This is a genomic window from Ferruginivarius sediminum (genome assembly GCF_003344765.1).
GTDB classification, from domain to species: Bacteria; Pseudomonadota; Alphaproteobacteria; order Kiloniellales; family Rhodovibrionaceae; genus Ferruginivarius; species Ferruginivarius sediminum.
On record NZ_QPMH01000008.1, the window covers coordinates 102,069 to 117,404 of the forward strand.

General features: G+C 66.3%; 8 protein-coding genes. 4 read left to right on the forward strand and 4 right to left on the reverse strand.

What is annotated here, in order from left to right; translation table 11 throughout:
* Nucleotides 1-116: 116 nt before the first annotated feature.
* Complete coding sequence (locus tag DRB17_RS10575) at nucleotides 117-869, forward strand: TSUP family transporter (protein ID WP_114582169.1); 753 nt, start codon at nucleotides 117-119, stop codon at nucleotides 867-869.
* Between the two features lie 104 nt (nucleotides 870-973).
* Here DRB17_RS10575 and DRB17_RS10580 read toward each other — a convergent pair whose 3' ends face one another.
* A complete protein-coding gene (locus DRB17_RS10580) occupies nucleotides 974-2,788 on the reverse strand; it encodes a M3 family oligoendopeptidase (protein WP_114582170.1) in 1,815 nt (604 codons plus the stop codon).
* A 121-nt stretch (nucleotides 2,789-2,909) separates the two neighbouring features.
* Here DRB17_RS10580 and DRB17_RS10585 point away from each other — a divergent pair, with 121 nt between their 5' ends.
* Nucleotides 2,910-4,724: an AMP-dependent synthetase/ligase gene (locus DRB17_RS10585; protein ID WP_114582171.1), complete on the forward strand. Its 1,815-nt coding sequence runs from the start codon at nucleotides 2,910-2,912 to the stop codon at nucleotides 4,722-4,724.
* Between the two features lie 120 nt (nucleotides 4,725-4,844).
* Here the strand turns inward: DRB17_RS10585 and DRB17_RS10590 are convergent, their stop codons facing one another.
* Nucleotides 4,845-5,951, reverse strand: a complete 1,107-nt coding sequence (locus DRB17_RS10590; RefSeq protein WP_114582172.1) for a fatty acid desaturase family protein — start codon at nucleotides 5,949-5,951, stop codon at nucleotides 4,845-4,847.
* A 606-nt stretch (nucleotides 5,952-6,557) separates the two neighbouring features.
* Here DRB17_RS10590 and DRB17_RS10595 point away from each other — a divergent pair.
* Nucleotides 6,558-7,877, forward strand: coding sequence for a ferredoxin reductase family protein (locus DRB17_RS10595; RefSeq protein ID WP_147274879.1), 1,320 nt, complete (start codon nucleotides 6,558-6,560; stop codon nucleotides 7,875-7,877).
* Between the two features lie 147 nt (nucleotides 7,878-8,024).
* Here the strand turns inward: DRB17_RS10595 and DRB17_RS10600 are convergent, their stop codons facing one another.
* Entirely contained in the window at nucleotides 8,025-9,323 is a 1,299-nt protein-coding gene (locus DRB17_RS10600) for an ATP-grasp domain-containing protein (protein ID WP_114582174.1), read from the reverse strand.
* A gap of 478 nt (nucleotides 9,324-9,801) precedes the next feature.
* Between DRB17_RS10600 and DRB17_RS10605 the strand changes: the two genes are divergently transcribed.
* Nucleotides 9,802-13,290, forward strand: a complete 3,489-nt coding sequence (locus DRB17_RS10605) for an indolepyruvate ferredoxin oxidoreductase family protein (RefSeq protein WP_114582175.1) — start codon at nucleotides 9,802-9,804, stop codon at nucleotides 13,288-13,290.
* Between the two features lie 18 nt (nucleotides 13,291-13,308).
* Here the strand turns inward: DRB17_RS10605 and DRB17_RS10610 are convergent, their stop codons facing one another.
* The gene (locus tag DRB17_RS10610; protein WP_114582176.1) at nucleotides 13,309-15,099 is read right to left on the reverse strand and encodes a monovalent cation:proton antiporter-2 (CPA2) family protein; all 1,791 of its coding nucleotides are present in this window, start codon (nucleotides 15,097-15,099) and stop codon (nucleotides 13,309-13,311) included.
* Nucleotides 15,100-15,336 lie beyond the last annotated feature (237 nt).

Genomic DNA, 15,336 nt, shown 5'->3' on the forward strand with positions numbered 1-15,336 from the left:
TCCGGCACCAGTCCTTTCAGTCGGTTAGCACCCGTCGCAAGGATATTGCCATTCTACCCGCTTCGGCGTGACAAGACCGGCCGCGTCGTGCGTTCGTGGCGGCCGGAGGGTCGGGGATGGAAGCCGAGATTGCGGGGCTGTTGCCGCCAGGACTGTCGGCCGTCGCGGCGGCTGTGCTGATTGCCACGGCGGCAGTCACGTCGTTCCTGACCGCGGCCGTGGGCGTCGGCGGGGGCGTGGTGCTTCTGGCGGTGATGGCCGTACTGGTGCCGCCGGCGGCGCTGATCCCGGTGCATGGCGTGGTACAGGCGGGCTCCAACGTGGGACGGACGCTGGTGCTCCGCCGTCATGTGCGCGTGGGGCCGTTGCTGGGGTTTGGTATTGGCAGTCTGGGCGGCGCGGCGCTGGGTGGCCTGATTGTCGTGGACCTGCCGCCGGCGTGGGTGCGCACCGGGCTTGGCCTGTTCATCCTCTATGCCGTCTGGGGACCGAAGCCGGACCTGGGCCGCGCCGGATTGTGGCTGGGCGGCGGCGTGTCCAGCTTTCTCACCATGTTCTTCGGGGCGACCGGGCCCTTCGTGGCGACCATCGTCAAGCGGCTGGAGTTCGACCGGCTGACGCATGTCGGTACCTTCTCGGCCTGCATGTCCCTGCAGCACGGCATCAAGATCGCCGCTTTCGGGGCCCTCGGCTTCGCCTTCGCGCCATGGCTGCCGCTGCTGGCCGGCATGATCGCCAGTGGTTTTGCCGGCACGCTCATCGGACGCCAAGTGCTTGTGCGCCTGCAAGACCGCAGGTTTCACCGGCTTCTGAATATCGTACTCACGCTATTGGCAGCCAGGCTGGTATGGGCCGGTCTGTTCGGCTGAAACCCACGGATGGCTCGAACGAGTCACCTCTATGAGAGCCCCCCTTCGGCCGTCGCGGCGGCAACGAAGGAAGGCTGCGCCCCTTCTCGCCGCCCCGGCGGCCGTCAGTCGAAGGCTTCCAGTTCGTCGATCATGCGGGAGATGACGTCCAGTCCCTTGTGCCAGAACGCCGGGTCGGACGCATCCAGGCCGAACGGCGCCAGCAGCTCGCGGTGGCGCTTGGTGCCGCCGGCTTGCAACATCTCCAGGTAGCGTTCGACGAACCCCTCCGGCGCGTTCTCGTAGACGGCGTAGAGCGAGTTCACCAGGCAATCGCCGAAGGCATAGGCGTAGACGTAGAACGGCACGTGGATGAAGTGCGGGATATAGGCCCAGTAGTACTGGTACTCCTCGTCGAACTCGAACACCGGGCCCAGGGATTCACGTTGCGTCTCCATCCAGATCTCGCCGATGCGCGAGGCCATGACCTCGCCCTCGCGGCGCTCGTCGTGCAGGCGCGTCTCGAACATGTGGAAGGCGATCTGGCGCACCACCGTGTTCAGCATGTCCTCGACCTTGCCGGCCAGCATCACCTTGCGCCGCTTCGGGTCCTTCTCCGCGCGCAGCATCGCCTGGAAGGTCAGCATCTCGCCGAACACGCTGGCGGTCTCGGCCAGCGTCAGCGGCGTATCCGCCATCAGGTGTCCCTGCCCGCCGGCCAGCACCTGATGCACGCCGTGGCCCAGCTCGTGCGCCAGGGTCATCACATCGCGCGACCGGCCCTGGTAGTTCAGCAGCAGGTAGGGATGCGCGCTGGGCACCGTCGGATGCGCGAACGCACCGGGCGCCTTGCCCGCACGGGTTGGCGCGTCGATCCACGGACGGTCGAAGAAACGCTGCCCGACCTCGGCCAGCGTTGAGGAGAACTCGCCATAGGCCCCCAGCACGGTCTGCCGTGCCTGATGCCATGGGATGATGCGATCGTCGTCCTCCGGCAACGGTGCGTTGCGGTCCCAGTAGGGCAGCTTGTCGACGCCGAACCAGCGCGCTTTCAGCTTGTAGTAACGGTGCGCCAGGTTCGGATAGCTGTCCGTCACCGCCTTCACCAGCGCGTCGACGACCTCGTCCTCCACGCGGTTCTGCAGGTTGCGCTCCGACACCGGCCGGGTGAATCCGCGCCAGGTGTCCTCGATCTCCTTGTCCTTGGCCAGCGTGTTGTGGACCAGCGCGAAGGTGCGCGCGTTATCCCCCAGCACCTTGCCGAAAGATTTCGCCGCCGCCTTGCGCGTCGCGGGATCGTGACCGGTCAGCTTGTTCAGGATCTCGGAGGACGTCAGCTCCTCGCCGTCCAGCGGAAAGCGCAGGCCCGCCATCGTCTCATCGAAGAGTCGCACCCAGGCCGCCCGGCCGGTGACATGCTTCTCGTGCAGCATGCGCTCCAGCTCGTCGGAAAGCTGGTGCGGGCGCAGCGCCCGGATGTCGCGCAGCCACGGCCGGTACCGCGCCAGCCGCTCATCCTCCAGCTTCCGCTCCAGCGCCTCCTCGGAGATGCTATTCAGTTCGAGTGTGAAGAAAACGAGGTCCGTGGAAATGGCCGTGACCGTCTCCTGCAGCCACTGATAGAGCTTCCCGACCTCCGGGTTCGACATGTCACCAGAGTAGACGAGCTGGGCATAGCTCATGATCCGGCCAAGCTGTTCCTGCAGCGCCTCGTAGCGCTCCACGGCCACGCCAAGCGAGCCGCCGTCGATCTCGTCGAGGCGGCCTTCGTAGTCCTCCCGGAAGCTGCGCGCGAGATATCGCGCCCTCTCCAGATCGTCCTTCAGCTCCGGCGAATCGGGCGCGGGATAGAGGTCGCGCAGGTCCCATTCCGGCAGTTCGCCCAGATTCTCGTGATCGGTGTCATTGCGCGCTTGCGTGACATTCGCGGTATCGGCCATATGACTCCTCCTTGACCCCCTGCGATATAAGGCACGATAAAGCCCCGGCCAAGAGAACTTGGCCGCGCATGGGGGAACCGGCCCGACAGGAAGGCGGGGCGGTTGCGCAAAGGAGAACAAGATGACGGACAAGGGGGCGTCCGCCAGGGCGCAGGACTACGACCGCTGGACAAGCCTGCCCGAGGCCTTTTTCGAGGTCGCCGCGCGCGAGTCCGACCGCCCGTTCCTCTGGAGCAAGCGCAACGGATCCTGGCAGTCCTCGAGCTACGCCGAGGTGGCGCGGCAGGTGCGCGCGCTCTCGCTTGGCCTGCGCGCGCTCGGGCTGGAGCGGGGCGAGCGCGTTGTCCTGGTCTCGGAAAGCCGGCCCGAATTCCTGATCGCCGACCTCGCCATCATGGCCGCAGGCGCCATCACCGTCCCGGCCTATACAACCAATACCGAGGCCGATCACGCCCATATTTTGGAAGACAGCGAAGCGGCGATGGCCGTCGTCTCCACCCGGAGCCTGGCGCAGCCGCTAATGGCGCCGGCGGAGCGGGCGCCGGACTGTCGCCTGGTCGTCGCGATTGAGGATATCGGCGACGAGGCGCATCGCGACATCCCCGTCCACTACTGGCAGGTGGTGCTGGAACAGGGAGGCCAGCAGCCGGACGACGTGGACGAGCGGGTCGCCGCCATCGGGCGCGACGACGTCGCCTGCTTCATCTACACCTCCGGCACCGGCGGGGCGCCCAAGGGGGTGATGCTGACGCACGGCAACCTGCTGTCGAACGGCAAGATGGCGTTCCAGCTCCTTTCCATGCTGGGCCTGGAGGAGAACGAGAGCTTCCTGTCCTTCCTGCCGCTCTCCCACGCCTACGAGCATACGGCCGGCCAGTTCTTCCCGATGACGATCGGCGCGCAGATCTACTACTCTCGCGGGGTCGAGCATCTGAGCGGCGAGCTTGGCGAGGTCCGCCCGACCATCATGACGGCGGTGCCGCGTCTCTACGAGTCGCTCTATCAACGTATCATCCGCGGCGTGAACAAGGCCTCGCCGCTTCGGCGCAAGATGTTTCAGCGCGCGCTGGACCTCGGCCGCAAGCGCTATCACGGCAAGCGGCTCGGGCCGCTCGAGTGGGTACAGGACCGGGTTCTGGACAAGCTGGTTCGCGACAAGGTTCGCGATCGCTTCGGCGGCCGTTTGAAGGGCATGATCTCCGGCGGCGCCGCGCTCAACCCCGACATCGGCATCTTCTTCCAGGCGCTGGGCCTGCGCATCCTGCAGGGGTATGGCCAGACCGAGGCGGCGCCCATCATCTCCTGCAACCCGCCGGACAAGCCGAAGCTGGACAGCGTCGGCCCGCCGCTGGTCGGCGTCGAGGCGAGGCTGGCCTCCGACGGCGAGCTTCTGGTGCGCGGCCCGATGGTGATGAAGGGCTATTGGCGAATGCCGGAGCACACGGCCGAGACCATTGTCGACGGCTGGCTGCATACCGGCGACCTGGCGACCATCGACGACGACGGCTACATCCGCATCACCGACCGCAAGAAGGACATCGTCGTCCTTTCGGGCGGCGACACCCTGTCGCCGGCAAGGGTGGAAGGCTTCCTCACCCGCCAGCCGGAGATCGGCCAGGCGATGGTCTATGGCGACAAGCGCCCGCACCTTGTGGCGCTGCTGGTACCGGACGAGGAGTTCGCTGTCGAATGGGCGAAGTCCCACGGCAAGCCCTGCGACCTCGCCCAGCTCTCGGCCGACGAGGAATTCCGCGGCGTCATGCAGGAGGCCATCCGCCGCGTGAACCTGGAGGTCGCGCAGTCGGAGAAGGTCCGCCGCTTTGCCGTCGCCCCGGAGGCCTTCACCGTCGCCAACGACATGATGACCCCCACCCTCAAGATCCGCCGCCACCGCATTCGCGAGGCCTATGGCCCAAAGCTGGAGGAATTGTATTGAAGGGCGTGCGTGAGGCACGGATCCGCTCTCCTGCCCAGGCACTCTCGAAACTCGTCCGGCAGCGAAGACAATGCCGGCGTTTCGACTTCTCGTTAAGGGCAGGCCACTTCGCTAAGGTCGTCATTCCGTATAAGCGGGGTCGGTCGACACGGACTGCGCGGGAATTCGCCGCTTCGAGAACCACCGGTCGGTTCTTCCGTCCACATCCCGAAACGTTACCATCCGCTGACGGTCTTCATCCCACAGGATGAAACGCGAGGCCCGCAGGCCATCTCGCAGAGACAACACCGGAATGCGACACAGTGGCGCGATCCGTTCGTGGCAAGCCTGAAGCCGGTAGTTCGGTACGCGGGGGTTCAGGTGGTGCACGTGATGGAACCCGATATTGCCTGTGAACCACTGCAAAACCCGCGGCAATCGCAGGTAGGAGGACCCAAGAAGCGAGGCATCCTTGAATCGCCATTGGTCGTGGCGCACCCACCACGTCTCCTCGAAGCGGTGTTGAACCGAGAAAAGCCAAACGCCGATGATGGACGCCACGGTAATAACCGGTAGCTGTACGGCGACGACACGATCGAAACCGACCGCCACGCCGAGTGCGCCGAGCCCGCCAAGCAGTGCAAGATCAGTGACATAAACGGCCCGGCGCTCGCGCTTCCGGTCTTTTGGCGTATCGAACGGAAACCTGTAGAGCACCAGGAATACCAGGGGCGGCAACAGCACATTGGCAACCAGGGGATGCCGCGTCGTCCGATACCACCAGCGCTGTCCGGGGCTGAGTGCCCGATACTCGGCAACGGTCAGGCAGGACGAATAGATATCCGCCCCGCTTTGCCGGCGATCGAGATCGTTCCAGATGCCGTGGTGGCCGGCATGCTGGCGGCGCCAGGACACGTACGGTGTCATTGTCAGCAAGCTGCAGGCGAACCCGACCGCATCGTTGGCGCGCCGCGAGCGAAAGAAAGAGAAATGCCCGCAATCATGCTGGATAATGAAGATGCGCACCAGAAAGCCGGCAGCCAGTGGGGCGAGCGCAAGCGCTAGCCAGAAAGAGATGTCCACGGCGAAGTACATCGCCGTGCATACCGCGAAGAAGCCGCCGAATGAGGTCGCGAGCTGCGACAGGCTTTCGCGAAGAACGGGGCCTTGAAATGGCGCCACCACCCGGCGAAGACTGGTGCTCTCGGTTTCCGGCGTCGTCTGAATCTGGGCGCTGTCCACGGACATTGTTCCTCGCATGAATTTCGCCAATTTCGCCGCCCAGCCAATTAAAAACTATCGCATTTTGCGTATGTTCAAAAGTGACATGAGTCGAGGAAGGCTCCAATATCACAGGGTTCTGCCCTATCGGGCAGAATCATTGGCGAAAAATCGAAATTTGATCCGACGCATATTTACGCTGGCTTCCCTTGAACACTAGGTCAGTTCGACAAGGCTGCTACACCGTTCCTGAATGTTCTTATAGAGAGCTTCATCCGGACCAGGATCGCGGAGAACCTCTCGTCAAGCGCTGCAGCATCCTATTCATAGATTTGTGCGAATGCGTTGATCCATGCCAATGCCACGTCGTCCTGCATGGTGCTGGCTGTCATCAGCCCTTCGGCGCCACAACCAACAGCGACCGCCGCCAAACGCCGTTTCGCCGATGTAACTTTTCAAAGCGCTTATCCACGAAAAACATCACACTGATTAAATGGGGCATGTTCCGCATTTTACAATATAATATTTTTCTGCAATAGATATACTGAGGTTGTTTATCTGAGCATCATTTTAAAAATATTTTTATTATAGGTTTAGATCGCCCACCCCAGGTAAGCAGGACAGGAGTTGTCTTTGCATCCCGTAGTGCTCGTCATCGGCTACTTGGCGATTGCGGCGGCGCCGCTCTTGATGGCCGCCGCGCAAGGGCACCCACCGCGCGCAGTGATGGACGAGATCGCCAGCGGCCTGGGACTCACCGCCTTTGCCATCATGCTGATGGAGTTCGTTCTTTCCGGACGGTTCCGAACGATCTCCGCGCGAATCGGCATGGACGTCACCATGCGCTTCCATCAGTTGCTGGCCCGGACGGCGGCGGTGTTCGTGCTGCTCCACCCCTTTCTCTACGCGACACCGCTGAGATTGCATCCGCTGCCCTGGGACAGCGCCGGCCTGCACAGCCTGGGACTGAGCGAGGCCAGCATCGCCACCGGCGTCCTCGCGTGGATCCTGTTCCTTGTCCTGGTGCTCACCGCGATCTTCCGCGACCACATTCCTTATCGCTACGAGGCCTGGCGCCTGGGACACGGCGTCGGCGCCCTGCTGGTCGCCGGATTGACGCTGCATCACGCGCTGGACGCCGGGCGCTACAGCGGCGACCCGGTCCTGGCCGGCCTCTGGGTTGTCCTGTTCGCGCTTGCGGTGCTGACGCTGCTGACGGTCTACGTGGTAAAGCCGCTGCGCCAACTCGGCCGGCCTTACCGGGTGCGCTCGGTGCGTCCGGTTGCGGAGCGGACGTGGGAACTGACGATAGAGCCGGACGGCCAGCATGCGTTTCACTTCCAGGCGGGGCAGTTCGTCTGGCTGAACGTCGGCCACAGCCCCTTCTCGCTGGCGGAGAACCCATTCTCCATTGCCTCCGCTCCAACCGCCGGGGAGCGGGTCGAGTTCGTCATCAAGGAGGCCGGCGATTTTACCGGTAGCCTCGGGAACATCCGTCCCGGAACGCGCGCATACATAGAGGGCCCGTTCGGCAACCTCCTCCTCGACCCCAAGGCGCCCGGCATCGTCATGTTCGCCGGCGGCGTCGGGATCGCACCCATGCTCAGCATGCTCCGCCAGATGGAGGCGGAGGGCGCGCCGGGGCCGGTGATCCTGGTCTACGGAAACCGCAGCGCCGAACAGATCGTCTACCGCGAGGAACTGGATCGGCTGGCCGAACAACCGTGGTTTCGCGTGATCCACGTGCTTTCCGAACCACCGGCGGCGTGGGACGGCCTGACCGGCATGGTCGATGCCGCCGCCGTCGATGCCGTGTTCGAATACGGTGCGAAGCCGGACTGGCTCTACGCCCTGTGCGGGCCGCCGGCCATGCTGGAAACGGTGGAAGGCGCGCTGCTAAAGCGAAAGGTCCCCGCCCGGCGGATCATCGCCGAACGGTTCAGATACGACTGAGGAAACCCATGTCCCATTCGCTGCGCCAACTGACCGTCTGGTGGCTGCTCAACGCCGCGCTCCTGGCCGCCATTTTCCTGTTCGCCCTGCGCTGAACCGGCACGCCTCCTAAGGGAGCATGAAGGCGTGCCGGCTGCGCTCGCGACCCTATCCGCCCGGACAGCAGGCGGCTTCGGCCGCGCGCGGCGCTTGCGCCGCCATGGCCGCAATGCCGGCGTGGGCGGTGCCCGTCAGGACGGCGCTCACCCGGTTCAGGCGTTCATCCAGCTCAGCCGCGCTTTCGGCCGTACAGACGACATGACCGAGACGCTCCCGGAAAGCGGCGCAGCATGGGTTCTCCGGCATTCCGGCGAATTCCAGCTCATCCACCCAGGGCTGGTCGCGTAGCGCTTCCAGTTCGACATCGTTGGGCGCCTGCTTGACGTCGGCGGCGGTGACGAAGCTGACGCCGGCCAGGCCGTTCGCGCTGGTCCCGCACTCCGCGGCCGGCAGCGGCCCGTGCAGGTGAGAGCGCAGCAGCGCGGAAGGCAGTGAGAAGCCGCAGGCCAACTCCACCAGACGGGTGATCCGGTCGCCGGGCAGGCGGACGTTCACCTCGATCAGCATCGGCCCCTGGCTGGTGTGACGCACCTCGGCGTGGAACACGCCCAGCGGCAGGCCGAGCGCCACCATCACCTGACGGGTATAATCCGAGAGCGCGCGCTGCAACTCCGCCGGCAGGGCGTCGCCGACGACGTGGCCGACCTCGATGAAGTAAGGCTCGGGGCCCAGGCGCTTTTTCGTGACCGTCAGGACGAGCGGGCCGTTGTCGGCGATCACGCCCTCGACGCTGTACTCGGGGCCGTCGAGGTAGCTTTCCAGCATCCAGGCCTCGCCGACGCGGCGCCCGACATCGACCAGCGCCTTTTCGCGCCGCTTGGCGACGATCTTCTGCAACTCCTCCAGGTCGTCCACCCGCTGCACGCCCAGGCTGCCGCTAGCGTCCACGGGCTTCAGCACCGCCGGGAAGCCGGTGATGGCGGCCGCATTCTCCACATCGCTCTCGTCGTCGCCGACCAGGGCGAACGACGGCGTGGCGACGCCGGCCTCGGCGACCATGCGGCGCACCTCGTACTTGTTGCGCAGGCGCCGGGCCAGGTCCGGCGACAGACCGGGCAGGCCGAGCGCCTGTGCCGATTTCGCCGCCGCCTGCACGTAGTAGTCCATGCCCGGAACCACGGCCTCGACCTCGTGCGTGCCCGCCAGGGACCGGCAAGCTTCCAGCACGGCATCGACGTCGTTGGTGTCGACATCGACGATCTCCGCGCCCTGCGCCTTCGCGGCGGCGCGGACTTTCTCGCCTGCCTGCGCGCTTGCCAGAAGGACAACGTGCTTGCCGTGCGCCTTGCCGGCCTCGACAAGCGCGAGACCTCCCGGCGACGGCTCGATAACGATAACGGACCCCATCAGACGGCCTCCCATTTTAATGCGGGGAAAAGCATGCCCGCCGGCCCGTGGCCGTCGCGAGGGCGGACAGCTTCACCAATGACCTGCCACATGCCCGCCGGTCCGCGATTCGGCTTGCCGCCCGTCGTCGCGATGGCTAGAGGCTTCAGGTGGCGACCCTTATGCTTGAAATACACCTAACGCGATTATTTTGCAATACGAATCTATCTCATAAAGGGCAATAGGGTGCGGATACGCCATAGCCGCATCCGCGGAGTCGCGGACCGTATGTCGCGCAATAAAATTTCGCGCGGCGGAACCCACGACCCGGCGCTTTATCGCAAGGCTGCGACCCGCAAGCCGGTTTCTTGCGTTTTGCGCCCGGCAAGACCGCGACGCATTGTCCCGCCCCGCCGTCAGGCACTATCCTGGTGCGTGATAAGGAAGAAGAGCGCGCGTGAAGCGCCTCGGCATCCGCTCACATGGAGGCGTCGCGCACATGGCCCTGACGAAGGTGAGCCTCGACGACAAATACAGCCTGGATGAAGGCCGCATCTACCTGAGCGGCACACAGGCGCTGGTCCGCCTGCCGATGATGCAACGCCAGCGCGACCGCGCCGCGGGGTTGAACACCGGCTGCTTCATCTCCGGCTATCGGGGCAGCCCGCTTGGCGGCCTGGATCAGCAGCTCTGGTCGGCCAAGCCATTCCTGAAAAACAACGCCATCCACTTCGAGCCGGGCGTCAACGAGGACCTTGCGGCCACCGCCGTCTGGGGCAGCCAGCAAGGCGACATCTTCAAGGACTTCGCCTACGACGGCGTCTTCGCCATGTGGTACGGCAAGGGGCCGGGCGTCGACCGCTCGGGCGACGTGTTCCGCCACGGCAACATGGCCGGCAGCGCGAAGAACGGCGGCGTGCTGCTGCTGGCCGGCGACGACCACGGCGCCAAGTCGTCCACGACGACAAGTCAGTGCGAACACCCGTTCATGGACGCCATGATCCCGGTGCTCAGCCCCTCCAACGTGCAGGAGATCCTGGACCTCGGCCTTTACGGCTGGGCGATGAGCCGTTTCTCCGGCTGCTGGGTTGGTTTCAAGGCGGTGACCGAGACGGTGGAAAGCTCTGCCTCCGTCCATGTCGATCCCGGACGCATCGGCATCGTCCTGCCCGAGGACGTCGAGATGCCGCCGGGCGGCCTCAACATCCGCTGGCCCGACACCGCGCTGGAGCAGGAAGCCCGGCTGCATCGCCACAAGGTCTATGCCGCCCTGGCCTTCGCGCGCGCCAACAAGCTGGACAAGCGCGTCATCGACAGCCCGAGCCGCCGCTTCGGTATCGTGACGACTGGCAAGGCGTATCTCGACCTGCGCCAGGCGCTTGACGACCTGGGCATCGACGAGGAGCTGGCCGCCAAGATCGGGCTGTCCGTCTACAAGGTCGCCATGCCCTGGCCGCTGGAGCGCGAGGGCATCCGCGCCTTCGCCGAGGGCCTGGAAGAGGTTCTCGTCGTCGAGGAAAAGCGCGCGGTCGTCGAGAACCAATTGAAGGAGCAGCTTTACAACTGGCGCGCCGACGTGCGTCCGCGCGTCGTCGGCAAGTTCGACGAGAACCGGGAATGGCTGCTGCCCTCGGACGGCGAGCTGACGCCGGCACGCATCGCTCGCGTGGTGGCCGCCCGTATCGCCCGCTTCCACGACAGCCCGCGGATGCGGGACCGCCTCGCCTTCCTGGAGAAGAAGGAACAGGCGCTGACCAAGGAACCGGCGCCGCTGTCGCGCGTGCCCTATTTCTGCTCCGGCTGCCCGCACAACACCTCGACCCGCGTGCCCGAGGGCAGCCGCGCGCTGGCCGGCATCGGCTGCCACTACATGGTGCTGTGGATGGACCGCAACACCGAGACCTTCACCCACATGGGCGGGGAAGGCGCGCCCTGGATCGGCCAGGCGCCGTTCTCGAAGACGGAGCACGTGTTCGCGAACCTGGGCGACGGCACCTACTTCCACTCCGGCATCATGGCGGTGCGTGCCTGCGTCGGCGCGGGCGTGAACATCACCTTCAAGATCCTCTACAACGACGCCGTCGCCATGACCGGCGGCCAGCACGTCGACGGCCCGCTCGACCCGGCGATGATCACCCGCCAGCTTTATGCCGAGGGCGTGAAGACCATCCGCGTCGTCAGCGACGAGCCGGAGAAGTATCCCCTCGGCGTCGAGTGGGCGCCGGGCACCACCATCAAGCACCGCGACGAGCTTGACACCGTGCAGCGCGAGCTGCGCGAGACGCCGGGCGTAACGGCCATCGTCTATGACCAGACCTGCGCGGCGGAGAAGCGCCGGCGGCGCAAGCGCAAGCAGTATCCCGACCCGGCGAAGCGCGTCTTCATCAACGACCTGGTCTGCGAGGGCTGCGGCGACTGCTCGGCGAAGTCGAACTGCGTCTCGGTCGTCCCGCACGAGACCGAGTTCGGCACCAAGCGCGCCATCGACCAATCAAGCTGCAACAAGGACTTCTCCTGTTTGAACGGCTTCTGCCCTTCCTTCGTCACGGTCGAGGGCGGGCAGCTGCGCAAGGGCGTGGAGACGGCGGCCGACAGCGACGAGGCCCTCTGGCCGGAACTGCCCGAGCCGACGCTGCCGGAGGTGGGCGCCCCCTATGGCGTCCTCGTTACCGGCGTCGGCGGCACGGGTGTCGTCACCATCGGGCAGCTTCTGGGCATGGCCGCGCATATCGAGGGCAAGGGCTGCACCGTCCTCGACATCACCGGGCTGGCGCAGAAGGGCGGCGCGGTGATGAGCCACGTGCGCATCGCCCCGACGCCGGAAGACATTCACGCCACCAAGCTGTCCGCCGGCGGGGCCGACCTGGTGCTGGGCTGCGACCTCGTCGTCGCCGCCGGGTTCGAGGCGCTGGGCAAGATGGGCGCCGGCCGGACGCGGGCCGTGGTCAACACGCACGAGGCCATCACCGGCGACTTCACCCGCAATCCCGACTTCACCTTCCCAGGCCGCCGTCTGCAGCAGCGCGTGCGCGAGGCCGTCGGGCCGGAGCACGCAGAGCTGATCGCCGCCTCGGAGATCGCCACCGCGCTGATGGGCGACGCCATCGCCACCAATCTCTTCATGCTGGGCTATGCCTGGCAGAAGGGTCTGGTGCCGATCAGCCACGGCGCCATCATGCAGGCGGTGGAATTGAACGGCGTCGCCATCGACTTCAACAAGCAGGCCTTCCTCTGGGGCCGCCGCGCCGCGCACGACCTCGACGCGGTGGCCCGCGCCGCCGCGCCGCAGGGCAAGGACGAGGCGACGGGCTCCGAGCGGCTGTCGGAGAGCCTGGACGAAGCAATCGACCGCCGCGTCGCCTTCCTGACCGCTTATCAGGACGCCGCTTACGGCGAACGCCACCGCAAGCTGGTGGAGCGCGTGCGCGCGGCCGAGCGCAAGGTCGCGCCGACGGACGAGGCGCTGAGCTGGGCGGTGGCGAAGAGCTACTTCAAGCTGCTGGCCATCAAGGACGAGTACGAGGTCGCGCGCCTGTTCACCAGCGGCGAGTTCGAGCGCAAGCTGAAGCGCCAGTTCGAGGGTGACTTCAAGCTGAAGTTCCACCTCGCCCCGCCGATTATGAACAGTCCCGACGCCGGTACCGGCGAGCCAAGGAAGCGCGAGTTCGGGCCGTGGACCTTCCGGCTTTTCAAGTTGCTGGCCCGCATGAAGGGCCTGCGCGGCACCCGACTGGACATCTTCGGCTACACGGGCGAGCGCAAGCGCGAGCGCGCCTTGATCGGCGAGTACGAGGCACTGGTGGAGGAACTGCTGACCGGCATGACCGCCGGCAGCCACGCCCTTGCCGTCGAGCTTGCGGCCCTGCCCCAGCAGATCCGCGGCTTTGGCCACGTAAAGATGCGCAACCTGGAAACCGCCAAGACGCGCGAGGCGGAGCTTCTGGAGGCCTTCCGCAACCCGGCCCCGATCCGCAGCGCGGCGGAGTAGACGGCGCGAGCCCCTCTCCTATGTGCCCTTGCCACCGCGGTTGCGGCGCAGGTGCAGGTGGCGGGAGAGCCAGCCGGCGAAACGGCCCGGCCCCGGCTCGCCGTCCTCCCCTTCGCGGCCGGGCAGCGCGCTCAGGATCGCGTAGTCGTCGCGACGGAACTCGTCCAGGGCCTGTTCCACCTGCTCTCCCGCCGTTCCAGTCAGGCGCAGCACCTTGGCGCCAAGCTGCAGGCTGGCCTCCAGGGCTTCGGATACCACCGCGCTCGCGCCCATTTCCTCCAGCCGCTTGCGGTGGTCTATGTCGCGCGCACGGGAAACCACCGGCAGGTTTCGGTCATAGCTGCGCAGGACGGCGACCGCCTGCTCCGCGAGCCGGGGCTGGTCGAGCGTGATAACCGCCGAGCGCGCCCGCTCCAACCCGGCCGCGCGCAACACCTCGATCCGGCTGGCATCGCCGAAATAGACCGGCATGTTCTGCTCCCGGCCCGATTGGACCCGGTCCATATCCACATCCAGTGCGACATAGGGAATCTCGCTGCGTTCCAGAAGCTTGCACACGGTCCAGCCGACACGGCCGAAGCCGGCCACCAGGACGTGGTTTTCGATGTCGCCGGTGGCCTTGGTCAGCGCCTCAGGCGTGGCCTTTGGCCGCTCGCCGCGCGCGGCGATACGCTTGCCCAGTTCCGCGAACAACGGCGTGCTGGCCATGGAGATCGCGACGGCTGCCACCAGGGTCTGCCCGATGCCGCGTTCCAGAATGCCCTGCTGCATCGCAAGCCCGAAGACGACGAAGGCGAACTCGCCGCCCTGCGCCAGCAGCAGGGCCACCCGCGCCGCCAACCCGGCGCCATTGCCGCCGACGAGCAGCAGCACGAACAACAGCGCCGCCTTGCCGGCCAGCAGCGCCCCCGCCAGACCGAACACCGCGGCGGCGTCGGCCACGATCAGGCCCAGGTCGACCCCCATGCCCACGGTCATGAAGAACAGGCCGAGGAAAAGCCCGCGGAACGGCTGGATATCCGCCTCGATCTGATGGCGGTATTCCGTGTCGGCTAGCATCAGACCCGCCAGGAATGCGCCCAGCGCCATCGACATGCCCGCCTGCGCCGTGGCCCAGCCGGTGAGCAGTACAAGGAACAGGTTCGTCGCGGCGAAGATCTCCGCGTTCCGGGTCTCCGCCATCACCGCGTAAACGGGGCGCAGCAGCAGCCGCCCGACGATCAGGATGACCGCGATGGCCACCAGCGCCTTGACCCCGGCAAGGCCGAGCGCGCTCACGATATCCCGCGACCCGCCGGCCAGGATCGGCAGCAAGGCCAGCAGCGGCACCACCGCAAGGTCCTGGAACAGCAAGACGGCCACCGACATGCGGCCGTGCCGCTCGGCCACCTCGCGCCGCTCCACAAGAAGCTGCAGCACGGTCGCCGTCGACGACAGGGCCAGCGCGCCGCCCACCACCAACGCGGTCTCCGGCGGCAGGCCGGCGGCATAGGCGATGGCGCCGATGGCAAGCGAGGTCAGGAAAACCTGCGCCAGGCCCAGGCCGAAGATATACCGCCGCATCGCCACCAGGCGGCGCAGCGGCAGGTCCAGACCGATGGCGAACAACAGGAAGATCACCCCGAACTCGGCCAGGATCTCGGTGCCTTCCAGGTCGTGGATCAGGCCCAGTGCGTGCGGCCCGATCACCACGCCGGCGACCAGATAGCCAAGCACCGGGCTGACCCGCAGGCGCTGCACCAGCGGCACGCTGACGATGGCCGCGAGCAGGACCACCAGAACGTCGTTGAGATGGCCGGCGTTCTGCATCAAGTGCCCTTTCAGTCAGTTCGGACAGGGCCTTGTAGCACGTCCGGCGGAGTCTCGCAGTGCCGGGGGGGGGGGGGCTTGCCCGCCCGCCCCGTTCGACATCGAGACCCGCCGGGATCGGGCATCAAGAAACAGCAAGGGCGCGGGCGCCCCGCGGCGCCCGCGCCCTCTCCCCATGCAGCGGCATCCGCCCCCGGACACCGCACCCCACACCCGCATGGGTTGTATAGCTCCAAA